This window comes from Paenibacillus abyssi, assembly GCF_014640295.1.
Lineage (GTDB): Bacteria > Bacillota > Bacilli > Paenibacillales > Paenibacillaceae > Paenibacillus_D > Paenibacillus_D abyssi.
Genome location: NZ_BMGR01000019.1, coordinates 62070 through 86998, shown reverse-complemented (window position 1 = coordinate 86998; position 24929 = coordinate 62070). Strand labels below are relative to the sequence as shown.

Annotated in this window: 23 protein-coding genes; 15 read left to right on the top strand and 8 right to left on the bottom strand. The window is 50.5% G+C overall.

The genetic code is table 11. The features are described 5' to 3' along the window. Positions 1-115: 115 nt before the first annotated feature. Positions 116-2209, top strand: a complete 2094-nt coding sequence (locus IEW11_RS22490) for a peptidoglycan D,D-transpeptidase FtsI family protein (RefSeq protein ID WP_188533330.1) — start codon at positions 116-118, stop codon at positions 2207-2209. A gap of 314 nt (positions 2210-2523) precedes the next feature. Here IEW11_RS22490 and IEW11_RS22485 read toward each other — a convergent pair whose 3' ends face one another. Next, complete coding sequence (locus tag IEW11_RS22485) at positions 2524-2856, bottom strand: winged helix-turn-helix transcriptional regulator (protein ID WP_188533329.1); 333 nt, start codon at positions 2854-2856, stop codon at positions 2524-2526. Positions 2857-3019: 163 nt separating this feature from the next. On the opposite strand from IEW11_RS22485, the gene IEW11_RS22480 reads away from it, so the two are divergent. Together IEW11_RS22480 and IEW11_RS22475 are read left to right on the top strand one after the other, a co-directional pair. Further along, the gene (locus IEW11_RS22480) at positions 3020-3964 is read left to right on the top strand and encodes an aldo/keto reductase family protein (RefSeq protein WP_188533328.1); all 945 of its coding nucleotides are present in this window, start codon (positions 3020-3022) and stop codon (positions 3962-3964) included. Positions 3965-3979: 15 nt separating this feature from the next. After that, a complete protein-coding gene (locus tag IEW11_RS22475) occupies positions 3980-4828 on the top strand; it encodes an NAD-dependent epimerase/dehydratase family protein (RefSeq protein WP_188533327.1) in 849 nt (282 codons plus the stop codon). Between the two features lie 126 nt (positions 4829-4954). Here IEW11_RS22475 and IEW11_RS22470 read toward each other — a convergent pair whose 3' ends face one another. Next, positions 4955-6316 (bottom strand): TrkH family potassium uptake protein, encoded by a 1362-nt coding sequence (locus tag IEW11_RS22470; protein ID WP_188533326.1) that lies wholly within the window; start codon positions 6314-6316, stop codon positions 4955-4957. A gap of 200 nt (positions 6317-6516) precedes the next feature. On the opposite strand from IEW11_RS22470, the gene IEW11_RS22465 reads away from it, so the two are divergent. From IEW11_RS22465 to IEW11_RS22440, 6 genes are all read left to right on the top strand, one after another. Beyond that, entirely contained in the window at positions 6517-6768 is a 252-nt protein-coding gene (locus IEW11_RS22465; RefSeq protein WP_229725581.1) for a DUF7667 family protein, read from the top strand. Positions 6769-6947: 179 nt separating this feature from the next. Then, positions 6948-10070, top strand: a complete 3123-nt coding sequence (gene lacZ / locus IEW11_RS22460; RefSeq protein WP_188533325.1) for a beta-galactosidase, LacZ type — start codon at positions 6948-6950, stop codon at positions 10068-10070. A gap of 290 nt (positions 10071-10360) precedes the next feature. Further along, positions 10361-10852 (top strand): cation:proton antiporter regulatory subunit, encoded by a 492-nt coding sequence (locus tag IEW11_RS22455; protein ID WP_188533324.1) that lies wholly within the window; start codon positions 10361-10363, stop codon positions 10850-10852. 473 nt (positions 10853-11325) lie between these two features. Next, on the top strand, positions 11326-13518 hold the full coding sequence (gene secD / locus IEW11_RS22450) for a protein translocase subunit SecD (RefSeq protein ID WP_188533323.1): 2193 nt from the start codon (positions 11326-11328) through the stop codon (positions 13516-13518). Then, positions 13508-13999, top strand: coding sequence for a cation:proton antiporter regulatory subunit (locus tag IEW11_RS22445; protein WP_188533322.1), 492 nt, complete (start codon positions 13508-13510; stop codon positions 13997-13999). Before secD ends, IEW11_RS22445 begins: the two co-directional genes overlap by 11 nt. A gap of 3 nt (positions 14000-14002) precedes the next feature. Further along, on the top strand, positions 14003-15238 hold the full coding sequence (locus IEW11_RS22440) for a cation:proton antiporter (protein WP_188533321.1): 1236 nt from the start codon (positions 14003-14005) through the stop codon (positions 15236-15238). A gap of 50 nt (positions 15239-15288) precedes the next feature. Here the strand turns inward: IEW11_RS22440 and IEW11_RS22435 are convergent, their stop codons facing one another. From IEW11_RS22435 to IEW11_RS22425, 3 genes are read right to left on the bottom strand one after another with little or no spacing between them, the layout of a single operon-like run. Beyond that, entirely contained in the window at positions 15289-16260 is a 972-nt protein-coding gene (locus tag IEW11_RS22435; protein ID WP_188533320.1) for an ABC transporter ATP-binding protein, read from the bottom strand. Positions 16261-16276: 16 nt separating this feature from the next. Then, positions 16277-17068, bottom strand: coding sequence for an ABC transporter permease (locus IEW11_RS22430; RefSeq protein WP_188533359.1), 792 nt, complete (start codon positions 17066-17068; stop codon positions 16277-16279). Continuing rightward, positions 17068-17844, bottom strand: a complete 777-nt coding sequence (locus IEW11_RS22425) for an ABC transporter permease (RefSeq protein ID WP_188533319.1) — start codon at positions 17842-17844, stop codon at positions 17068-17070. Before IEW11_RS22425 ends, IEW11_RS22430 begins: the two co-directional genes overlap by 1 nt. A 221-nt stretch (positions 17845-18065) precedes the next feature. Between IEW11_RS22425 and IEW11_RS22420 the strand changes: the two genes are divergently transcribed. From IEW11_RS22420 to IEW11_RS22400, 5 genes are all read left to right on the top strand, one after another. Continuing rightward, positions 18066-18872, top strand: a complete 807-nt coding sequence (locus IEW11_RS22420) for a hypothetical protein (RefSeq protein WP_188533318.1) — start codon at positions 18066-18068, stop codon at positions 18870-18872. A gap of 20 nt (positions 18873-18892) precedes the next feature. Continuing rightward, positions 18893-19126 (top strand): hypothetical protein, encoded by a 234-nt coding sequence (locus IEW11_RS22415; protein WP_188533317.1) that lies wholly within the window; start codon positions 18893-18895, stop codon positions 19124-19126. A 6-nt stretch (positions 19127-19132) separates the two neighbouring features. After that, a complete protein-coding gene (locus IEW11_RS22410; protein ID WP_188533316.1) occupies positions 19133-19369 on the top strand; it encodes a hypothetical protein in 237 nt (78 codons plus the stop codon). A 140-nt stretch (positions 19370-19509) separates the two neighbouring features. Beyond that, on the top strand, positions 19510-21462 hold the full coding sequence (locus IEW11_RS22405) for an ABC-F family ATP-binding cassette domain-containing protein (protein ID WP_188533315.1): 1953 nt from the start codon (positions 19510-19512) through the stop codon (positions 21460-21462). A 7-nt stretch (positions 21463-21469) separates the two neighbouring features. After that, entirely contained in the window at positions 21470-22096 is a 627-nt protein-coding gene (locus IEW11_RS22400) for a fumarylacetoacetate hydrolase family protein (protein ID WP_188533314.1), read from the top strand. A gap of 78 nt (positions 22097-22174) precedes the next feature. Here IEW11_RS22400 and IEW11_RS22395 read toward each other — a convergent pair whose 3' ends face one another. Both IEW11_RS22395 and trxB read right to left on the bottom strand, forming a co-directional pair. Continuing rightward, on the bottom strand, positions 22175-22615 hold the full coding sequence (locus IEW11_RS22395) for a Dps family protein (RefSeq protein ID WP_188533313.1): 441 nt from the start codon (positions 22613-22615) through the stop codon (positions 22175-22177). Between the two features lie 40 nt (positions 22616-22655). Beyond that, on the bottom strand, positions 22656-23606 hold the full coding sequence (gene trxB, locus IEW11_RS22390; RefSeq protein ID WP_188533312.1) for a thioredoxin-disulfide reductase: 951 nt from the start codon (positions 23604-23606) through the stop codon (positions 22656-22658). A 266-nt stretch (positions 23607-23872) separates the two neighbouring features. On the opposite strand from trxB, the gene IEW11_RS22385 reads away from it, so the two are divergent. Beyond that, positions 23873-24460 (top strand): guanylate kinase, encoded by a 588-nt coding sequence (locus IEW11_RS22385; protein ID WP_188533311.1) that lies wholly within the window; start codon positions 23873-23875, stop codon positions 24458-24460. A 64-nt stretch (positions 24461-24524) separates the two neighbouring features. Here IEW11_RS22385 and IEW11_RS22380 read toward each other — a convergent pair whose 3' ends face one another. Further along, positions 24525-24908, bottom strand: coding sequence for a hypothetical protein (locus IEW11_RS22380; protein ID WP_188533310.1), 384 nt, complete (start codon positions 24906-24908; stop codon positions 24525-24527). Positions 24909-24929 lie beyond the last annotated feature (21 nt).

Below are 24929 nucleotides of genomic sequence, written 5' to 3'. Positions count from 1 at the left end.
CTATGGCATTTTTGTCATAAAAGTCTCATAATAAAAGATTTGGATGTGGCCGTTAATTCAAGTATACTTATAAGGAGCAGGGAAGAAGTTTGCTTAAGTAAGGAGAACGAATGAAATGACTCAATTACGAACGGAAGAACAACAGAAAAGGGAAATCATTAACCGCCGAAACTTTTCGTTCCGGTTAAATGTCTTTTTCTTTCTTACCTTTTTCCTGTTTTCGGTATTGATTGTCCGTCTGGCTGTCCTGCAGTTTGTAGAAGGTCCCGAGCTTAGGGAGATGGAGTCCAGCTATGGCACGCGTAATGTCAAAATCCCGCCTATCCGGGGAAATATTTATGATTTGCATGGTTATCCGATCGCTTATTCTACCTCGACACAGTCGCTTTATTATACGCTTGAACCCGGTACAGGGGATGAAAGAGCCCGCGAAATGGCGAAGCAGCTTGCAGACACAATCAACAAGCTGGGCGATCCGACAGCCAAGCCGATGACCGCTGATGAGATTTTTGACATTATGGATGTTAACGGCAGAGTGAGTTATGTTTATGAGCCCCGGCGCATCAAGGCGGATCTGAACGAGAAGGAAATTGCCTACTTCATGGAAAACCGCGATCTTTACCCTGGCATAGAAATTGTTGAGGAAAGCATCCGGAATTATGATGAAGGCACGATTGCCGTACAGCTCGTCGGTTACATGAAGGGCTTCAATGCTCTGTATCAAGACCAGTATGGCTTGAAGTATTATCAGGATATTAAGAAAGACAACCTGAATCGGGATCCATCCGAGCAGTATCTGGACAAAGAAAGAGTCGGCTATGATGGCCTTGAATACATGTATCAAGAGCAATTGCGCGGCAAAAACGGCCTCAAAACATACCCGGTTGATAATATGAGCCGGATTGTTGGTCCGATGGAATTGACGGTGCCGGAGAAAGGCAATAACCTGTATCTGACGATCGACAAGGATGTGCAGCTGAAAACCGAGGAAGCGATCATGAATCATCTGGAGAAGATTCGTACCTCCTCGAATGTCCGGGAGCGGGCCGTGAACGCCAGAACCGGCTACGCGGTAGCGATGGAGGTCCAGACGGGGAAGGTTGTTGCGATGGCAAGCATGCCGGACTATGACCCTAACGTTTGGAATGGCAGCATTACGCAAGCGCAGTCGGACTTTCTGCAGTACCACATTAATAATGGAACCATAAGGGAAGTATACCCTTATTACGAAGATCCAAAAGTCGGCAGGAACCATCCTTCATCACTTGTATATCTTGGTTCGACGATGAAGCCGCTCTCGGTGCTGCTTGGTTTGAATGAAAAGTTATTTACGACTACGACCACTTATTATGACCGCGGATTATTCAGCTTCGGACGCAAAGGGTATGAGACTTCAGTTAGAAATGCCAGCAATGTTGCCAATGGCGCGATTGATCCCGCCCAGGCCATTGCGAAATCGTCGAATGCGTTCATGTCTGAAATGATCGGCAACAAATTGTATATGCTGCCCGGCAGCCAAGGGCTGGAGATTTGGGACCGGTATATGAAGGAGTTTGGCCTGGGTGTCGAAACCGGGAGCGGCCTGCCCAATGAATCCAGAGGCGTTGTCGATTATTTCAGCGAAACGGCCGGCAGTGAACAGGCGGCACTCATCTATTCGTCGTTTGGCCAGCAAGGGCGCTACACCGCACTGCAGCTTGCCCAATACACATCCATGCTCGCGAACAGAGGCAAGCGGATGAAACCGCAGTTCGTTAACGAGATTAAAGATTCCGACGGCAGCCTCGTGCAGAGCTTTCAGCCGGAGGTTCTGAATGAAGTGAATATCCCGACGGAATATTGGGAAGAGATCGAACGGGGCATGAATCTTGTTCCGGTCCAAGGGTTTGACGGCTTTAAATACAGCTTCAGAAGAAAGACAGGAACATCCCAGCAGGACGTCGGCAATCGTAAAAGAGTCGAGAATGCCGTGTTTATCGCTTACGCGCCAGCCGATAATCCGAAGCTCGCGGTGGCGGTGGTTGTGCCGGACGGCGGGTACGGCGGCTGGGGCGCGGCGCCGATCGCGCGTAAAATTTTTGATGCGTACGATGAAGAGATCGGGCTGACCGGCGTGCCTGCAAAACCGCAGAATGAGACCGCTCCAGATGAAGCGGACAGCGTAGGGGCAGGCGCACAAGAGCAGCAAGCTGCAGCGCCTGTTGAATAAGAACGGGTGTGGCCGAACTGATCTGAGCCGTTCCTTTATCGTTGAGGTAAGCTATCCTGGAAAACCTCCAGTTAATTCATCCTTCAAGGCTTCTGGAAGAAGTAAAGATGGAAATCCTCCCGCTAGTTTTATCGGTTGAACTCGTCTTATCGCTCGAGCGCCGAATTAGCAGGAGGATTTCCAGTTTGGTGGGTCATTTCGTACGAAGACACATCTATTTACGGGAGGATTTCCCCGTTAAATGAATCCCTCATTCAAGTAGATAAACATGTGAAAGACGCACTGCAATCGACTGCAATGCGTCTTTTTCTAATTTAACCCCACTTTGCCGCCCATAATTTCATTTCCTTAAGAATTTGGTGCAAGTCCTTGCCTTTTGGTGTTAAGGTGTACTCCACGGTGACCGGAACGGTAGGAAAGACATGACGCTCCAGAACGCCTTTTTCCTCCAAATGGCGCAAGGTGCTCGTTAAGGCTCTGGGACTGACGGACGGAATAAGGCGCTGCAGCTCACCGAAGCGTTTTGTTCCGCAGAACAGTTCGCGCAGCACGAGAAAGGCCCATTTGCCGCCTAAAACATCGAGGGTCTTTTCGATATTGCAATCAATCACAACTGGAACTTTCGGAATATAATTGTTTGCTGACATAGACAGTCTCCTCCACGAAATCTAGTTACCTAAAGTATAGTATATATAAACAGTATAATATAATGATAAATATTTCACTACTTCTTTTATGGCATATTCTTCTATAGAATAAGAGGGGGACTGGTGTCCCTCTATTAAACCGTATTCAAGGAGGAAAGCGAAAATGAAATTTCGGAGACTGGGAAGAAGCGGCTTGAAGGTGAGTGAAATCAGCCTTGGCAGTTGGTTGACATACGGTGGTTACGTGGAACGGGAAAATGCTGTAAAGGCAATTGAAAATGCATATGATCTGGGAATTAACTTTTTTGATACGGCAAATGTATACGAGAAAGGCGCTGCTGAAGTGCTGCTTGGCGAAACGTTGAAAGCGTATCCGCGCGATAGCTACGTGCTGGCGACTAAAGCGTTCTGGCCGATGGGTGAAGGTCCAAACGACCGCGGCTTGTCCCGCAAGCATGTCATGGAGCAGGCTCATGCCAGCTTGAAGCGCCTTGGCGAGGACTATGTGGATATTTTCTACTGCCACCGCTATGATCCGGAGACACCGATCGATGAGACGCTGCGGGCCATCGACGATCTCGTTCGTCAGGGCAAAGTGCTGTACGTGGGTGTGAGCGAGTGGACGGCTACGCAAATGGCCGAAGGGCTTGGCGCGGCAGATCGTTATTTGCTGGACCGCATTGTCGTCAACCAACCGGTCTATAACATGTTTAACCGGTACATTGAGAAGGAAGTAATCCCGTTCGGCGAGCGCAACGGCATCGGTCAGGTTGTCTTCTCGCCGCTGGCACAAGGCCTGCTGACAGGGAAATATAACTCAGCTGCGGACATTCCTGCAGACAGCCGGGCGGCCAAGCTGGAGTGGGTCCGCAATGGCGTAACAGATGACAAGATTGCCAAAGTGCGCGAGCTCTCGGGCATTGCAGGCGAGCTTGACCTGACAGTGGGACAGTTGGCCTTGGCGTGGATTTTGCGGCAGCAGAACGTAGCGAGCGCATTGGTTGGCGCAAGCCGTCCGGAGCAGGTGACGGAGAATGCCAAAGCGGCGGGCGTGGAGCTCTCGCAAGAGGTCATTGACCGGATCGAAGGCATACTTGGAGCGGAATAAGAAAGGGGAGGCGGCATGACAAAGGCGGTAATAACCGGCGGTAGCGGAATGCTCGGTAAATGGGTCGTTAAGGAATTCGTCGAACAGGGCTACGAGGTTGTGAATGCGGATTGGAAGAAACCCGAAGAATCGCTCTGTCCGACCGTCATTGTTGACCTTACTCAATTAGGGGAAGCTTACGGCGTATTGGCCGGCGCGGATGTTGTGGTCCATCTGGGTGCAATTCCGGTCGCATACTCGCATCCCAATGAGGTGACTTTCCACAATAATGTCCAGTCGACTTATAATGTGCTTGAGGCGGCTGCAGGACTCGGCATCCGCAAGGCGGTCATTGCCTCGAGCGAATCCTCTTACGGAATTGTGTTCGCGGTGAACCGTTTCGGACCGCAATATGTCCCTGTAGATGAGGCGCATCCACAGCTTCCGCAGGACAGCTATGGACTGTCCAAGGTGGTGAATGAGCAGACGGCGGACATGTTCAACCGCCGTACGGGGATGCAGGTTGTATCCTTCCGGTTAGGGAATGTCATTCCTCCGGAGGCGTATGAGCGGTTCCCGTCATTCATCCATGATCCGGAGCAAAGGGATCGGATACTGTGGAGTTATATTGATACGCGGGATGCCGCGGTTGCCTGCCGGCTTGCTGTAGAAGCGGAGGGGCTGGGCTCCGTAGCGCTGAATATTGCGGCTGACGACAGCAGCATGGACATTCCAAGCAGGGAGCTGCTTGCCGCTCAATTCCCTGAGGTAACGGATTTCCGCGCAGAACTGCACGGTTTCGAGTCGCTGCTCAGCAACGCAAAGGCGAAACAGCTGCTGAACTGGCAGCCGGTGCATGCTTGGCGTAATTATGTGAAGATGTGACCATAAAAACAGCGCCCCGGTTGGGGCGCTGCTTTTTTTGTGGAGAACCGTGAGTGATGCGCATGCTCCGGCGATCGTAAACCACGATCAGACAGCATTTTAATGTATAGTGTGCAACCTCGCTTGTTACCCGATAATAATGTCTTCCTTTGGATAATGGTAGTTTTGCTTGCGCTGGTTCTTGCGGAAGATGAAGAGCAGCGAGAGCATGCCGATCCGGCCGATAAACATGAGCGCGACGATCACCCATTTTCCGGCGGTGGAGAGCTCTGTTGTAATCCCCATCGATAATCCGCTCGTTCCGAAAGCGGAGCAGATCTCAAAAAAGATCGCGACCAGCGAGATATGCGATTGCTCGGTATAAGCAAGCACCGTGGCGCTTAGGATGACAAGCATCGAGGCGGCCGTAAATACGACAAAGCTCTTCAGAATATCTTCTTGCTTGATCGTCCGGTGAAACACGCGAACATCGCTGCGTCCCAAGGCATAATTGTACAAGGTAAGCAAAATAACGGCGAATGTAGTCGTGCGGATCCCCCCGCCTACACTGGAGGGACTTGCGCCTATGAACATCAACGTAGCCAGCAGCAATTGGGTAGGCATGCTGAATATGGCTACATCCATCGTTACCAGGCCTCCGCTGCGTGTGGACAACGAGTTGAACAAGGAATAGAAGAGCTTCTCATGCCATGGCATCGCCGCGTAGTAGAGATTGTTCTCCATCAACCAGATGCCGGCCGCCCCGACGACGAAAAGCAGCAGGAACATGTAGCCGGTCGTTTTGGTATAAAGGGAGAAACGGTAATTTTGGTGTTTGCCAAAGAAATATTCCCTCAGCTCGATCAATACGGGGAAGCCTATCGCTCCCAGTATAAGCAGCAGCATCGTAACGGTCTGCACGAAATAATCGGATGAAAATTTCGCGAGCGAGTTGCCGAAAATATCGAAGCCGGCATTGGTAAAAGCGGAGATCGCATGAAAGATGCTGTGTACGAACGCCGTGAACCAATCATCGTAATAACCCATGAGCCTGAAATAGACCGTGAGGATAATGGCGCCAACGCCCTCAATGATCAGAGCGAGCATGAAAACCAGCCGCAGCAATTGGACAAGTCCGGAGAGGTTGTTGCGGTTCTGGTCAATCATGATCAGCTTCCGGTAGGAGAGGCTGATATTCCGTCCGAGAATCAACCATAAGAAGACACCAAGGGTCATGATCCCGATGCCGCCTAACTGAAACATAAAGAGCAGCGCAATCTTGCCAAAACCGCTGAATGATTCCGCAGTGTTAACAACGGTCAATCCGGTAACGCTGACCGCGCTTGTTGCCGTAAAAAGGGCATCCATCCATGACAGGTAGACCCCATCACGCCAACTGATGGGCAGTTTTAATAGCAGTGTGGACAACACCACGGCAATCAGATAACCGAGCACGATAAATTGTGTCGGGGTAATTTGCTTCATAAACTTAGTAGTGATCGACCTCATTAGAAAAGGAATGCCTCCATCGTTCAGGTTGCGTGATCGTTATTTTTCCTATACAGGAAAAAAACAATCCATGCAAGCCAAATAGTAGACTTGTAGGGTACGTTTGTCAATCAAATTCGAGCATAGCACACGTAAAGATCAGCCTTTTCCCGTTTCATCCGATATCTTTTTGGCGATACTATAAATGAAAGGGGGGGAGTATGGTGGCCATTTTACCCATTCATGAACGGCTAGCGGAACTGTGGACGCTCCGGGGCTGCCGGGAGTTGACCGATCAAGAGCGGATGGATCTGGAGCATTGCTTGGCTGTGAATGCTTCCTACTGCCGGGAGCTGGCGCATTTGAGAAATATCTCGCTGCTCGCTTCCATGACGAACGATACGGATTGGCAGCATGAGATTTGCTCGCAGATGGAAAGGCTCGGAGGTTCACCGCCGACCTCCCGCCATTAAACGGAGTTACCGATTGTCGGATAAAGCCTCCGCTTGCGGTGGTTTTTTTTGCTGTGTTTAAAAATGAATATTGTTATATCCGTATGAAAAAGTTCTCGTATCGGCAATATATTTCTTTCGTTATACTTTAGATATTGCAGCAGCAGATCTTGACTAACGAAAAAAGCGAGGTTATGAGCATGCCGAGAAAATTCATCTACAGCCCACCCGCCAACGGGTATCCGGAATGGAATAACAACCCTGACATATTTGCCTTGAACAGGATGGAAGCGCATACGGATTCGATTCATTACACCACTGTAGAAGAAGCATTGGACGCCAAGCCGAAGCAGTCATCCTCTTATTTCTCTTTAAATGGAAGCTGGAAATTCAGCTTTGCCGAAAATCCGGAGCAGCGGATTAAAAACTTCTATTCGCAAGACTACGACTATAGCGGCTGGGCGGACATGCCGGTTCCGTCACACTGGCAGCTGCAAGGCTACGACTATCCGCAATACACGAATATTCGCTACCCTTGGCAGGATACCGAGGAGGTGAAGCCTCCTTTTGCCCCGACCAAGTATAATCCGGTGGGCTCGTACATTCGCACCTTCACGATGCCTGAAGCTTGGCGGAACCAGCCTGTATTTATCAGCTTCCAAGGTGTAGAGTCAGCCTTCTATGTATGGCTCAACGGGGAATTGGTCGGTTATAGTGAAGATACATTCACGCCTGCGGAGTTTGATCTTACGCCATACTTAGTAGAAGGGGAAAACAAGCTGGCAGTCGAAGTGTACCGCTGGTGTGATGCGAGCTGGCTGGAGGATCAGGACTTTTGGCGGCTGAGCGGGATTTTCCGGGATGTGTATTTGTACTCGACGCCGCACGCGCACATCTATGATTACAAAGTCACAACCGATCTAGACAGCAGCTATGAACATGCCGATCTTACCGTGCAGGCGAAGATTACGAATTATGACATGCTCAGCGATGAGACGGTAACTGTGGAAGCGATGCTGTACGACAAACAGCGACGTCCGGTGCTTGATGCCCCATTATCGATGGAAGCGAACCTTGACGGTCAATCAGCAGAGATTGTGCAGGCATCCGTCATCGTCAACAATCCGCTGAAATGGAGCGCGGAGCATCCAAGCCTATATACCCTTGTGGTGAGCTTGAAGGATGCACAGGGACGGATTATAGAGACGCAGAGCTGCAAGGTAGGGTTTCGCGTGTTTGCTATTGAAGACGGCATCATGAAAATCAACGGCAAACGGATTGTGCTTAAAGGCGTCAACCGCCATGAATTCCATTGTGAAAATGGGCGGGCGATGGACTGCGATACGATGGTCAAAGATATTCTTCTGATGAAGTCTCATAATATCAATGCCGTGAGGACCTCGCATTATCCGAACCAGCCGCTCTGGTATTCGCTTTGTGATGAGTACGGCTTGTATGTCATTGATGAAGTCAATTTGGAGACGCATGGTTTGTGGCGTTACGGGCAGCAGGAGGAAGAGGATACGCTTCCCGGCAGCAAGCCGGAATGGAAGGATAATGTGCTCGACCGCAGCAATTCCATGTACCAACGGGATAAGAACCACCCTTCCATCATCATCTGGTCTTTAGGGAACGAGTCGTTTGGCGGGCAAAACTTCATTCATATGAGAGATTTCTTCAAGCAAAATGATCCGGGACGGGTCGTACATTATGAAGGAACGTTTCATCACCGCAAGTATGATGCGGCATCGGATATTGAAAGCCACATGTATACCACGCCTGCGGGAGTGGAGCAGTATGCGCTGAAGCCCGGACCGAAAAAGCCGTTTATTCTATGTGAATACAGTCATGCGATGGGCAATTCCAACGGGAACTTATACAAATATACCGATTTATTCGATAAGTATCCGGTGCTTCAGGGCGGATTCATCTGGGATTGGGTGGATCAGGCGATCCGGACAAGGACGGCCGATGGCATCGAATATCTTGCATATGGCGGCGATTTCGGCGAGTCGCCGCATGACGGCAACTTTAGCGGCAACGGCTTGCTGTTTGCGGACCGCTCTGTGACGCCGAAGCTGTATGAGGTGAAGCGCTGCTACCAGAATGTGCGGTTCGAAGCCGTTGATCCGGCAGCGGGGGAATTAAACGTAACGAATCACTTCCTGTTTACCGATCTGGGTGAATATGAGTGGATCTGGCAGGTTACGCGGGACGGCGGGATCATGAGCGAATACCGCGGCAGCTTCCCCGTTGCTCCCGGCGAGACTGCATCAGTAACGCTAACGTATGCGCTGCCTGATATTGCAGGCGAAACAGCGGATGAGTATGGATTAAACGTCAGCCTGGTCTTAAAAGAAGACAGCGCATGGGCGCCGCAAGGCCATGAGGTGGCATGGGACCAATTCCGGCTTTCCCTCGGCACCGCTAATCACGCAGCATGGAAACAGAATGAGCTGCCGGCCCTTGAAACGCAGCATGCGGATGGGCAAATCAAACTGTTCAATGAACATTTCGAGGTTTCTTTTGACGCCTCTACCGGCCAGATGCTCGCTTACCGTTATGCAGGCGAAACCCTGATCTCTATGCCGCCGGTGCCGAACTTCTGGCGCGCTTGGACGGATAATGACCGCGGCAGCAAATTGAACGAGAGAAGCATGATGTGGAAGGAAGTAAGCGGGGATCACGGCAATGCGGCATTGACGGGAGTGGAAGGCGGCCGGGAGCAAGTAACGATTCGTCAGCGTTGGACCTTGCAAACAGCAGTGCCATCGATCTATGAGGTGACTTACGTGGTGCAAGGCGACGGAGCTATTCAAGTAACAGCTGTGCTGCTTCCAGGCGCTCAATCACTGCCGGAAATTCCGGAATTCGGCCTCATCTTTGTGTTGGATGCTTCGCTGGAGAAGCTGAGGTGGTTCGGAAAAGGCCCGCATGAGAGTTACTGGGACCGCAGCGCAGGTGCGAAGCTGGGCGTGTATGAGAGCACTGTACAGGAGCAGCTCGTCCCTTACTTAAAACCGCAGGAGTGCGGCAATAAAGTGGATGTGCGCTGGGCTGAGCTCACCGATGATAAGGGGACAGGCCTGCGGTTTGCCGGAGCGCCTACCGTTGAATTTAACGCTCTGCCTTTTACGCCGGAGGAATTGGAAACGAGCAGCCATGGATACAAGCTGCCGCAGAGCGACAAGATTGTTGTACGGGTGAACGGGAAGCAAATGGGCGTAGGCGGCGACGACAGCTGGCAGGCCCGCACACATGCCGAGTTTACCCTGTATGCCAGCCGTAATCACAGCTTTACTTTTACGTTCAAAGGAGTCTAGACGGTAGAACAGGAGGCGCTGCAATAGGCAGCGCCTATTTCATTTATTGCCAAAGGGGTTGAGACAATTTCTTATCATGTTATAATAGAGATTGGTGCCTAATGGTAAAGATTTGATTAGCGTATTCGGGGCATTCCGATTGTTACATCCGAAATAACGCCCACTGGCGTGGGTATTTTCATACATTTTACCAATGGTTTATGAACTCTTTGTTGTTTTCCGGATATTATTTGTGGTTACTAAGGATAGAATGAAAATTAACCGATAAAAAGAAAAGGAGGCAAATACGAGTGAATATTAGAGAAACCGGTTTGCCGGGTATTGGACAAAAGTATCAGATCGAAGCCAGAAGCGGTGACAAGCTGGTTGTCGTTATCCATGATGACGGAAGACGGGAGCTGTATCATTTTGAATATGATGATCCGAATGAGAGCATTTCCACATTGACGCTGGAAGACGATGAAGCCAGACAGGTCGCAGCCATTATGGGGGATATGACCTACAAGCCGAAAGCGCTGGAAACCATCGATATCGCACTCGATGATCTGACAATAGAATGGTGCAAGATTGGAAAACAAGCCGCGTGCATAGGTAAATCAATCGGTGAGTTGAATTTCCGCCAGAAAACGGGAACGACCATCATCGCGGTTGTGGAGCAAGAGAAAAAGCATATCAGTCCGGGACCCGATTATGTATTTAAAGCGGACTCCACGTTAATTGTTGCCGGAGAAAGAGAGCATCTAAATGCGCTTAAACAGATTTTGTTTCATTCAGGCCGCTGAAACCGCAAATTAATGTAGAAAAGGAGGTACAACCGTGCATTCAAACCGCCCGATGAAAAGATGGCTTAAGAAAACACTTGTTGTCCTCCTTTTGATCTTATTTGTCTGTGTTCCGTTAATGCCTGTCAGCACCAACGGGCCCATTATTCAAGCTCCCCATATGTTGGACAAAGCCGAGCGTACCGACATGCTTGGCATAAGACAGGCGGTTATTGCACACACCCATTGGTCTTATACTCTATTGATTCCCATTATCATATTATCACTCCTCCTGTGTTATCTCTTAACGATCCATTCCGTGTTTTTTAGGATGTTTATTCCTGCGCGTTTAAAAAGCCTGTTTCTCATGCCGATCAAATTCACCTCGATGTTTGTGGCTAAGGTTGACAATGCCAGCTATGCAAGGTGAACGAGGCCAGATTTGTGTCAAAGTGACACCTGTCTGAATTTGATGAGAAGGGATTAATCTAATCATGAAGAAAAGCAGAATCGCGGCATTTTTGCTGACGGTTATTCTAACAATGGCAATCGTCTTCACAACGGTTCCCGGTATTTTGGGCGGAGTAAAGCTAGGCCTTGACCTCAAAGGCGGCTTTGAGATTTTGTATGAAGCAGAGCCATTGACCGAAGGTGGTACGGTTACAAGAGAAGCGCTCAGACAGACGGCGATAAGCCTGGAGAAAAGAGCCAATGCATACGGCGTTGCCGAGCCGGAGGTTACGCCTGAGGGCAGTAACCGGATTCGCGCAAGAATCGCAGGCGTTGCCGATGAAGCAACCGTTCGCGAAGTCATGAAAAAACCTGCCGAGTTAACCTTCCGCGGTCCCGATGGAACCAGGGAAATGCTGGGAAGTGACTTCGTCGAAGGCGCGGCTACAGTAGGCTATAATGAATTTCAGCAGCCGATCATTCAAATTGAAGTTAAAGATCCAGCAAAGCTAAGAAGTGTATCCGAGAAGCTGCTGGGACAGCCGCTCGCCATTTATTTGGATGAGGAAATGCTGTCCGCGCCCGTTGTTCAAGCCGTGTTAACAGACGGTAAAGCGACAATATCCGGTGATTATACGTTAGAAGAGGCCAGAGAATTAGCGGATGTTATTAATCTGGGCGCATTGCCTTTGAAATTGACAGAGAAGTATACGCAATCCGTCGGCGCGACGCTCGGACAACAATCCCTCGAGCAGACGGTGAATGCCGGTATTGTCGGTTCCATCTTCATCCTGTTGTTTATGATTGCGATCTACCGGGTTCCCGGCATTATAGCGAGCATCACTTTGGTGACCTATACATGGGCTTTGCTGCTTGTATTCTATTGGATGCAGGCCACATTAACACTGCCCGGAATCGCGGCATTTATACTTGGTATAGGGATGGCAGTAGATGCCAACATTATTACGTATGAACGCATAAAAGAAGAACTGCGCAGCGGCAAAAGCATGCTGTCTGCTCTAAGGACCGGCTCCAAAAGCTCGTTCCGCACCATCATGGATGCCAATTTAACGACCATTCTTGCCGGCGTAGTACTCTATTATGTGGGTACAGGAGCTATTCAAGGCTTTGCATTGACGCTGATCCTCAGCATCCTGCTTAGTATTGTGACCAATGTCTTCTTATCGAGGTTGCTGCTCCAATTGCTGGTTTCCAGTAATGTCTTACAGAAGCCGGAATATGTAGGGGTCAAACAATCTCAGATTGAACCGCTGGAGCAAAGCAAATCAAAAGCGGTCATTCCGATGAATAACAAATTTAACTATGATTTTATCGGTAAACGCAAGCCGTATTTTATTTTCTCTATTGCTATAACGGTTATAGGAATTTTGTCATTATTAATTTTCAATCTGAATTACGGCGTTGATTTCAAGGCCGGTACCAGCTTGGATATTGTCGTTGGAGAATCCATCACTAGAGAAGACGCGGAACGTTTAATCGGTGAGGCGGGGTTTGAGCCTGCTACCTTAACCATAGGCGGCGATGACAGTGACCGTGTATCGGCAAGATTTGATCAGGTGCTTAGCTCGGATGCCGGTGAGGTGGAGCGTATCCTCGACGGCTTCCGGGCAGAGTATGGCGACGGTATATCCGGCGAGGAGAATACGGTCGATCCCGGTATTGCGCAGGAGCTTGGATTAAAAGCGATTATTGCAGTTCTTGTAGCCAGCTTGGGCATCATTGCATATGTAAGTTTCCGGTTTGAATGGCGGTTTGCAGTGGCAGCGATCATTGCGCTGCTGCATGACGCGTTTGTCGTCGTCAGTATTTTCTCCATCTTCAGGATGGAAGTAAACCTGCCGTTTGTAGCTGCCGTATTAACGATTATCGGTTACTCGATTAATGATACGATCGTTCTGTTTGACCGGATTAGGGATAATCTGAGATTTGCCAAGATCAAATCGGCCGAGGATATAACCAGACTGGTTAATGCAAGCATTTCGCAAACGTTGACCCGTACGATTAATACCGGTTTAACTGTATTAGTGGCATCATTAATCTTATTTTTATTCGGAAGCCCAACTATTCAGTTATTCTCGCTGGCCATAACGATTGGCCTTGCCTTCGGGATGTATTCGACGGTATTTGTCGCAGCCCCGCTGTGGGTACTGCTTAAGAAAAATTCGTTAAACAAAAAACCAACAAGAACGGAAGGGGATCCTATCAATGAACATTAGAGAGTCGGATTTGCCGGGAATCGGGAAGAAATATCAGATTGACACACGAGGCGGAGAGAAGCTGGTCATTGTCATTCATGACGACGGCCGGCGTGAAATGTACCACTTTGAATATGACGATCCGGACGACAGCATCTCCATGGTGTCGCTGGAGGATGACGAAGCGCGCCAGGTTGCCGCGATTATCGGCGGAATGACTTACAAACCGAAAGCTTTGGAAACGATTGAAGTCGCCCTGGATGATCTGACGATCGAGTGGTATAAGATTGAGCCCAACGCCAAATCGATCGGCAAATCCATCGGCGAGTTGAATATTCGCCAGCAAACCGGCACGACGATCATTGCGGTGGTGGAAAAAGAGAAGAAGCATATCAATCCCGGACCAGACTATGTGTTTAAACCGGAAGCAACTTTGATCGTGGCGGGAGAAAGGCAGCACCTTAAGGTTCTGAAACAAATATTGCAAAGCGGGAGTGTGTAAGCCATGGACCATCTCGTCTTTGAAGTCGGCTTAGCTGTCATACTCATCGCATTAGTAGGTCTTTTATCCGCTAAACTGCGGTTTTCCGTCATCCCGTTTTACATCCTGCTCGGTATGGCGGTCGGTGAGCATGCTCCTCATTTTGGACTGCTTGATTTTCGCTTTATTGAAAGTGAACCCTTCATTAGCTTTCTTGGACGTCTGGGCGTATTATTCCTGTTGTTCTACTTGGGGCTGGAATTCTCTGTAGGCCGGCTCATAAAATCAGGACGTTCGATTGCCGTAGGCGGAACCATTTATATCCTGATTAACTTTACGCTGGGGATTCTATACGGTTGGTTTACAGGGTTTCCGCTTAATGAAACGCTGGTTATCGCGGGGATCACGACGATATCGTCCAGTGCGATTGTGGCTAAGGTGCTGGTAGATTTGAAACGAACCGCCAATCCGGAGACGGAAATGATTCTGGGGATTATCATGTTTGAGGATATTTTCCTTGCCGTCTACATTTCCATCCTGTCCGGACTTGTGCTTAGCGGTGCGACTTCACTGGGCGGAATTTTATTGTCGGCGTCGTATGCACTAGGCTTTATGTTATTGTTCATTATCATTGGCCGCAAAATGGTGCCGGTGCTTAATAAGGCATTAAACATTCGATCTAACGAGCTGTTCCTGCTTGTTATCTTCGGCGTTCTTTTCCTGGTGGCCGGCTTCTCCGAGACGATCCATGTCGCGGAAGCAATCGGCGCGCTGCTCGTAGGTCTGGTGCTGGCGGAGACAGAGCATATGAAGCGGATCGAGCATCTGATTCTTCCGTTCCGGGATTTCTTCGGCGCGTTGTTCTTCTTCAGCTTCGGCTTGACGATTGATCCGACGATGTTCGGCGATCTCCAGGTTTGGCTGCTTGCACTCGGAGCTGTTGCCATCACGCTGTTCGGTAACTTCACGGCTGGCATGCTTGCTGGGCGGTCGGCCGGATTGTCAGGCAAAGCATCGTCGAACATCGGCTTGACAATTGTCTCCCGCGGCGAATTCTCCATCATCATGGCGAACATCGGGAAAGCAGGCGGGCTGCTGGCTATCATTCAGCCATTTGCCGCGCTGTATGTCTTGATCTTGGCGATCTTGGGGCCTCTGCTGACCAAAGAATCCAAGCTTGTATACAAAATGCTAGATAAAGTGTTCCGTTGGGAAAGAAGAGAGAAGCTTAAAAAGGAAAGATCGCAAACCCAGCAATAAATGATAGCAAAGGACCGCCAGGCCGGCGGTCCTTTGCTGTGTCTAACCTCTCAATAAATCTGATGCACAATATCCTCAAAGTCCGGCTCCTCCATATGGACATCCTCGATAATGCCGAGCTGTTCAAGCAGGCGAAGCGCCTCCATCGCGCTGAGCTCTTCACGGTTGCAGCTTATGGTGAGCGTGCGCCCTTCTTGTGAGATAAGCTGAAGCCTTGTATCCGGGAGGCTGCCGCAAGGCGGAACTTGTGATGCATAGCATACCCGAATCTTAGTCGGCAGCCCAATCCTGCTTCTGAGCCTATCGATCGACCCGTCAAATCCGAGTTTGCCATGGTTGATCACCATAACCCGCTTGCATAACTGCTCAATATCATCCATATCGTGCGTCGTTAACAAAATCGTCTTTCCCAGCTCACAATTAATTTGTTTAAGGAAATTTCGGATGCTGCGTTTAGCGATCATATCCAGGCCGATCGTCGGCTCGTCGAGAAACAGAATATCCGGATCATGCAGCAGCGCAGCTGCGATATCCGCCCGCATCCGCTGGCCAAGCGATAGCTTTCGTACGGGTGTATCGATAAATTCGCCCAGCGCCAGCAGCTCTGAGAGCTGTGCGAGTCTTGTCTCTTTCACTCGATTATCCTGACCGTACATCGCAGCCAAAATATCGTACGAATCCTTAACGGGCAGATCCCACCACAACCCGGTCCGCTGTCCGAACAGTACCCCCAGCCGCCTTGTGACCCGGCGGCGTTCCCGGTGAGGGCTCATGCCACAGATCGAGACCGTACCGGAGGTGGGATGAAGAATGCCGGCGAGCATCTTGATTGTGGTCGATTTGCCTGCGCCGTTGGGACCTATGTAACCGACGAATTCTCCAGGCTCAATGGCAAAACTGATGCCGCCTACCGCTTCTTTCACCTGATAATCCCTGGAGAGCAGTGTTCGTAAGCCGCCTGCGGCCCCTTCTTTTTTTCGTAAGGTTTTAAATTGCTTCTGTAAATCCGTCACTTGAATCATATCTTCAACCTCCTTATTAGCTTCCAGTGCTCTGATAACGGGATATGCCGACACGCCAGGCAGCAAGCGCAGCCCCCAGAACAAGGAAGGCAACAGCACAGCTCAGTGGAATGATCCACCAGTCCATCTGCTGCCGTACGATGTATAACGAGGGCAAATAATTTGCGAATGCAACGGGAATACCGCCGATAAGCAGCCACTGCAGCCAGTTCGGATAGATGGACATAGGGTATTGGGCCGCTGTGCGCGCCGCGTCCTCGGTGATATTCTGGAGCTCTTCGATTCGGAGAATCCAGAAGCCGGCAGTGGCGGTCAGCAGTCCAATCGCGAATAACAACACCGCACCCGACATAATAACGACCATGGTTAGAGGTATTGCAGTCCACGTCATTTGGCCCTGCCGTATCATTACACCCATGCATATCGTGAGGATAGCTGTTCCCTGAATGAGCTCACCGGCTTTAAGCTGGAAATTTTGCGACATGAGCGCCAGCAGGATGGGGATGGGACGGAGCAGCAGCGCATCGAGATCGCCGCCCACCAAATATTTCTCCAGATGATGGACATCAGAAGCTGCGGTGCGGTAAATGGCCTTGGACAATGTGAGCACGGCATACAGATAACCGCATTCTTCCATTGTCCATCCTTTGATATGGCCGAATTTCAGCAGGATGACAGCCAACATAAGAAATTCAACGACATTAATAATAACGGCCATTAAGGTGGAGAACCAGAAGTTGAACCGGTACTCCATACGGCTTCGTATACTAGCGGCAATCAGTAATCGATACATGCGCAGCCATTTGATCATCCGCCCTGCACCTCCACTTTTCTGCGCATGAAGCCAGTTGCAGCCAAGCAGAGAAAGGTAAAAGCGGCACACCAGCATACAGCCCCTATGAGCGCGGAGCGGTCTTCCATACCGAGATAGATACGCGTAGGGATATAATGCAGGTAGGGGTAAAAGGAGCTGCGGCTAATATCGGCCAAAGTCTTCGGAAGCCATTCAATCGGAATGAGAAAACCGGAGAGCAGCATGCTGAAGGCATAATTGACCCAGTACAGCCAGCGGGATTCAGTGGTCCATAACGCGAGTGCGCCGATGAGATAGTTCAGGCAGATCGTAATGTAAGCAGCTAGTGACAGAGCAGCGGCAGTCCAGAAGAAGGTCTGCCATGAAGAAGGGACATGCAGTGGAAGCACGAAGAAGTAGAGCGCATAGATCGGAAGGAACTTGTACACGAATTGATAGGCGATCTGTCCCCATTCCTTGCACATCAAGTGATAGAACAGATGGACGGGGCGCATCAGATCGAGCGCGATTTGGCCGGTGCGTACCGATTGCTCCATCCCCAGGCCGTTCGTGAGAAAAGCGGCAACCCAGAGGGAGGCTTGGTTAAAGGCGACGTAACTGACGATCCCTGTCAGGCCGTATTCGCCGAGCGGCCGGTTCTCGCCGATCCCCATCCAGATCGACACGTAGATAAAGCCGAACAGGGCGCTGGCAATATTATGCACCAGATGCGCACTGCGGTACTGCAGGTTGCGCGCATATGTTTTGCGCGCCAATACGAGAAATAGCATGCAACACCTCCATTAATTGGTAAAGGTGGCGAATCTGCGTAGAGAGAGCGAAAAATATCATATCAAAATTTGGAAGCGGAATGCAAGTTTTTTTTCTCGAGTAGGGTAACAGCCGCCAGGTGAAAAAGTAAACGATGTGGAGAGATAGTTGACACTGATAATCATTATCATTAGAATAGAACCTGTAAAGCGTATTACTTTTACAAAAGGAGGCTGTTCTCGTGGCGGATAGGGAAGGATCCAGCCGGAAGGATTGGTTTATGTTTCATTTCTCGTCGGTCAAAGTGTTAGGGGAGCAATCGTTAGTCGCAGCACCCATGGGTCAAGGCGTGCTTCGTAAAGATAAGGCAGAGGATTGGGAGAGCATCAACAACGGCTTGCCGGGCGGCACACATGTCAACCGGTTGTACGCGGATCAGGATCAGCTCACTGCATGCACGAATCAAGGGTTGTTTCATCTGCACAATGACGTATGGGAGGCTTCCGGCCTGGTGATCGGTTGTTACCAATACAAGCAGGTCGGCCGGATGGGGATTGCGGCGACGCAATACGGATTATGGAGCGGACTCGGCGGCAACTGGAGCCAAACGGCTTACCCTAATTCGATTGTTTATGATGTATTGTATTTGCCGCAATTTATAGTACTGGCGCTGGACAGAGGGATTGCCGTTTACGATCGGCTGACAGGCGCATGGATGGAGTACTCGCTGGGGAGCGCGGTTATTTCTTTGGCTGCCTATAACGGGATTGTGCTGGGCGTAACGGAACGCGGAGAACTGCTGCAGGGCAACAAGCGAGGCGGCTTTGATAAGATCAATTTTGCCGGGATGTTCATCTTCTCCATAGTGACCAAAGGAAGCAACGTCTTCGTGTGCTCCGATCGGGGCTTATACCGATTGTCCACGATACATAATCAGATCACGCTCCTATCGGTAAAATTGGGCTGCCCGGTCACGGACATGGATTCGGACGGCAGCAGCTTGTACCTGGCGACTTTGTTTGAAGGCGTTCAAATGATCGGGCAATAACGGCGGGCCCCGTTGCGGGCATGACCGGCAATACGGAGAAACGGCCGGACTCATCGTATGCACAATATGGTGCGACAGTCGATATTCTAATTGAAAAGCTGCAGGATGCCGGCGCAAGCAATGTGCTTGATCTTCAAGGAAGCGCTCAATCCCTCTGCTGCGGAAAAGGAGGACTGCAAGAGCTTCGGAAGGCACTTCGTCCAATCGTTGTCGTAAGGCGTTTTCAGTTCCATACTTTTAAAAAAAGCAGGTGATCCCGCTTGGGTGTGTTATATGAAATCATCAGCCGCACGATCGAACAGGGGATTGTTGAGGAACTTAAACATGAACATGCATCGGTTACGGAAACGGGCAGGGTGGCGGAGACAAACGTGGAGGCGATCATAAGAAAATGCCATCAAGAAGCCGAAAGAAAGCTGAAGGCTTATTATGCTGAAGAGAATGGGGTGAATCGGGAGTCGTTGTATCGCGTAAAGCGTGAAAAAGATTCATTATAGGGCAGCAGAGCTCCATCAACCAAGAATCCTCCGTTGCGGGGATTCTTTTTATTTTGATAGAATGAATAAATAAGCGGATCAGCGTGAATCGAACCGTTATCCATGCCGTCGATAAAGAGGGCTGAGGGGAAAGGAAAGTTATGAATTTATTGTCCGTAGAAAACCTAACCAAGAGTTATGGTGAGAAGATATTGTTTCAGGACGTTACGTTTGGCGTAGCCGAAGGCGATAAAATCGGCATCATCGGTGTCAACGGGACGGGAAAGTCGACATTTCTAAAGGTGGTTGCAGGGCTAGAGCCGCCTGATAGCGGAAAGGTGTCGGTGGGCAGCCGGGTAAAGGTGCAGATGCTTTCGCAAAATCCTGCGTTTGAGCCGGAGATGACCGTGCTGGAGCATGTATTCCAGGGCGATTCGGCCGAAATGTCCGCGCTTCGTGCGTACCAGGAAACATTGCTGGCACTGGAACTCAATCCCGGCAGCACGGCCTTGCAGGAAAAGCTGATTGAAGCAAACCAGCGCCTGGATACGCTGAATGCATGGCAGCTGGAAAGTGACGCCAAAATGGCATTAACGAAGCTGGGCATCACGACTTTTGACGCGAAGCTTGGCACATTGTCCGGCGGGCAGCGCAAGCGGGTAGCGATGGCGGCTGCGCTCATACAGCCTTCGGATATACTCATTCTGGACGAGCCGACCAACCATATCGACAATGAATCGGTGGCTTGGCTGGAGAGCATGCTTCAAAAGCGCAGAGGGGCGCTGCTCATGATCACGCATGACCGTTATTTTCTGGATCGTGTCAGCAACCGGATTATGGAGCTGGACCGCGGCCGCGCGTTTTTCTATACGGCGAATTACAGCCGGTTTGTGGAGCTGAAGCTGGAGCGGGAAGAACGCGAAGCGGCGTCCGAGGACAAACGGCAAAATCTGCTGAGGAATGAGCTGGCCTGGATCCGCAGAGGCGCGAAGGCACGCACGACAAAGCAGAAAGCGCGCATCGAGCGTTTCGAGAAATTGAAAGAGGCAGCACCGGAGAGAACTTCCGGCAAGCTGGAGCTGTCGGTTGCTTCGACACGGCTCGGCAAAAAAATATTGGAGATTGAGCACGCCGGCAAGTCGTTTGGCGACCGTAAGCTCATACGTGATTTCAATTATATCGCCGTGCCGGGAGACAGGGTCGGCATCGTCGGCCGCAACGGCAGCGGCAAATCAACGCTGCTCAAGCTGATCGCGGGCCAATTCGAGCCGGATGCGGGCTCCGTTGTGCTCGGGCCGACCGTCCAATTGGGTTGGTTCACGCAGGAGCATGAAGAGATGGATGAGAGCCTGCGTGTCATTGAATATATTCGCGAAGCGGCCGAGCAGGTCAAGACCGGGGATGGCACAACGATCTCCGCGACGCAGATGCTTGAGCGGTTCTTATTTCCCGGGCCGATGCAGTGGACGCCGATTGCCAAGCTGTCCGGCGGGGAGAAGCGGCGGGTGCAGCTGCTGCGTGTGCTGATGAGCGCGCCAAATGTACTGCTGCTCGATGAGCCGACCAATGACTTGGATATTGCGACCTTAACCGTGCTCGAGGATTATCTGGACGACTTCCCGGGAGTCGTGTTTGTCGTCTCGCATGACCGATATTTCCTTGATCGTACCGTGGATCGGATTATCGCCTTTGAAGGCAATGGTGTGATCTCGCATCATGTCGGCAATTATTCCGATTATCAGGAGCAGGCCGGACAGCGGGAAGCGGCAGGTACCGGGTCTGCGCAGGATGTTACGCGGGGAGCAGGCAAGCCGGCGGACTCAGTTGAAGGCAGCGGAAGCTCGGGAAGCGCCCCGCAGGAGCGCGGAAAATCATTGAAAATGAGCTACAAAGACCAAAAGGATTTTGAGCAAATTGACGAATGGATCGCCGATGCCGAGGAGCGTTTGAATAGTGTGCTGTCCCGAATGGAAGCGGCGGGAAGCGACTCCGTGCTGCTTCAGCAGCTAACGGAGGAGCAGCAGGCGCTGGAGAACAAGCTGGAAGAATTGATGGACCGGTGGACAGAGCTGAACGAATTAGCGGAGAAGATTGCCGCTCAGAAACGGGGATGACATTCCGATGAACGACATTTGCAACGTATATTGTATTGGACGGAATTATCGGCTTCATGCGTTAGAGCTAGGCAATGAAGTGCCGCAGGAGCCGCTCGTATTCCAGAAGCCCTCTCATTCGTTGGTCCCGATGGATGGCCGGGTGATCGAACTTCCAGGTGACCGGGGAGCGGTTCACTTCGAGGTTGAAATTGTGCTGCGAATCGGCAAAAGCTATACATCCGGTACCGATGTGGACAACTGTGTGGATGCAATGGCCCTCGGACTTGATCTCACCCTTCGCGAGGTGCAGGATACGCTGAAGCGGAAGGGGCTGCCCTGGCTGGCTGCCAAGGGATTTCTCGGCTCGGCGCCGATCGGGCCATGGATGTCTTATCCGGGAGCCGAGGGGCTGAAGGCAAGCAAGTTCGCGCTGCTTCGCAACGGGCAGCAGGTGCAGCTGGGCAATGCCGCTGATATGTTGTTTCCAGTGGCACAGCTGATCGAGTATATAGGAAGCCAATATGGCTTGGGAGCGGGAGATGTTATCTTTACCGGCACGCCGGCGGGAGTAGGCGCGCTGCAGGATGGCGACCGCATGGAATGTTTATGGGATGGCAAGCCGGCGGGAAGCTGCCTGATCAAGCTGGGATGAAGCTTGGCTTTAACCAGCTCAAATCAAAAAAGGGCGGTCAGGGAATGTTCACCTGACTGCCCTTTATTTATGTTAAGCTTATCTGCCGTTAAAAGCCTTAAGCATCCATACATGTTTCTCCAGACCTGTATGAATAACCAGCAGCAGATCAGCGGTCGTTTCATCGTTTAGCTCCTGCGCCTTTGCAATGCCATCCTTGAGCTGCGCGATCAGTACGGAGTAATCGGTGATCAATGCCTCTACCATTTGCTCGGCGGTTTCATCGCCTGCAGCGTCCTTTACGCTGGACATGGTCGTGAAGTCGCTGAGCCGTGCAACCGGCTTGCCCTGCAGCGCAAGAATACGCTCTGCGAGCTCATCGACGTGAAGCGCGGCTTCCTCGTAAAGCTCCTGGAATTTCGCGTGCAATGTGAAGAATTGCGGTCCGCTCACATACCAATGGTAGTTGTGAAGCTTCACGTACAGTACGCTCCAGCTTGCGATTTGACGATTTAATACCTCATGTATAGCTGTGCTCATTTTCAAATCATCCTCTCTTATCTATTTAAATTAACTGGCCTTATACAAAGGCGTGAGCTGCTTCATGTGCTTCCAAGAACCGCTCGCAGTCGAGCGCTGCCATGCAGCCGCTGCCTGCTGCAGTAATCGCCTGACGGTACTTATTATCCTGTACGTCGCCGCAAGCGAACACGCCAGGGATATTGGTCTCCGAAGTGCCTGGCTTTACAATAATGTACCCAGTCTCATCGGTTTCTATTTGTCCGCCCAAAAATCCGGTGTTAGGCGTATGGCCGATTGCGACGAATACGCCATCTGTTTCCAGCAGCTCTTCCTCGCCTGTTTCGTTATTGCGCACTTTCAAGCCGGTTACGCCAAGTCCGCCGGCAACGACTTCAACTGGAGTACGGTTCAGGCTCCAAGTGATTTTTTCATTGGCACGTGCGCGATCTTGCATGATTTTCGAGGCCCGCAATTCATCGCGGCGGTTAACCACGCGAACTTCTGATGCAAAACGCGTTAAGAAATTAGCCTCTTCCATTGCGGAATCGCCGCCGCCGATCACAATAATCTTTTTCCCGCGGAAGAAGAAGCCGTCACATGTCGCACAGGTGCTCACGCCGCGTCCGACATTGTCTCTCTCGCCCGGAATCCCCAAATATTTAGCTGATGCGCCGGTAGAGAGGATAATGGTCTCCGCTTGCAGCTCGCCGAATCCATCCACCTCCAGCTTGAATGGGCGCTGGCTCAAGTCGGTTCTCGTTACCCAGCCGCTTTTGAACACGGCGCCGAAGCGCTCCGCTTGCTTACGCATGTTGCTCATCAGCTCAGGACCCATGATGCCATCGGGAAATCCCGGGAAATTCTCCACTTCGGTAGTTGTTGTAAGCTGTCCTCCAGGCTCTGGTCCTTCCAGCACCAATGGGTTCATATTCGCTCTTGCCAAATAAATTGCAGCGGTCAATCCCGCAGGTCCGGTCCCGACTATAATTGTATTATATTTAGTAGTCACAGTTTCGCTCGCCCCTCCCAAAAAATATATACTAATTCTCTTTTTATAATTATTATAAATAAGGGCCGATTTGTCAAGTGTAATCTCTGATGCGAAAATAGTATGTTTACGATGAAAAATAGAGATTTATAGAGTAAATTGAGGAATGAGTGAGAAAAGTTGACTTTAATTGACCAGTACGGTTATTTTTGTTTATAATTAATCCATTAAGGTGAGTCATTATCAAAAAGTGCTGCACCTAATGTACCGATGAGGAGGTTATGGATATGTATGAGCTGAAAGACCGAGAACTGATTTTTGTCTTCACGGGGCCGGATGGTTCAGGCCGTAAAACCGTTGCTGATAGTGTAGGGGCAACACTCGGATTGAAAAAGGTGCTTTCTTATGCGACACGCGATCCACGACCTGGGGAAGTCGACGGGCAAGATTACCATTTTATCTCCATGGATCTGTATGAGCAGATGGAATCGCAAAATGAATTTTTAGAAAGCGTCACGATCAACAACAATAAATACGGACTCCGTGAATACGATATTGAGCATAGCTTTGCCAATAACGGATGCATTTATCTGATTATGAACCGCGACGGAGCGGAAATATTGAAGCAAACCTACGGCGATCACGTCATCCGGCTCTTCATCTATGCAGACCGGGCAACGGTGGAAAAGCGCCAGCGTGATCTCGGCCTTAGTGAAGAAGTCATTGCTAATCATTTAAGCCATTACGATTACGACATCGCCTATCAGTCCGAATGCGAGCATGCTTTCGAGAATTACGATTTGGCGCATACGGTATTTGAGATCTCGAATACGTTGGAAGGTTACCTCGACCGGAACCTGGTGGAAAAGGACTAACGTACAAAAACGACAGAAGGCAGTCAAGCGACGGATTAACGTTGCTGACTGCCTTCTTCCATTATTATTGGAAGCTTCTATTTTGATTGCCAGTGTTCATGCTGTGCATGGTGCCGCCGCTCATTGGAGCTTGCGCTCCGTAGTGCTCACTAGGGGACGTCATCCCCGTTATGCTGCTTTGCATGCCATGCTCGAGCTGATGACAGATCGAAACGACGTGCTGCATCTGCTGCATAGCAGTCTGATGCCCCTGCAGAGCATGTTGAATCATCTGTACGGCCTGCTGCTCGCGATGTGCCAATTGCTCCAGCTGCATGGCGTTTTGCTGCTCCTGCTGCAGCATTTGCTGATACAGCTGGGAAGCCTGCTGAGTTTGTTGGATAAGCTGTCCGATCATTTGCCCGCATTGCTGCAGCTGCTGCTGGATTGTGCCTTGGTTCATATTCATGTGTTCATTCGCCTCCGATTG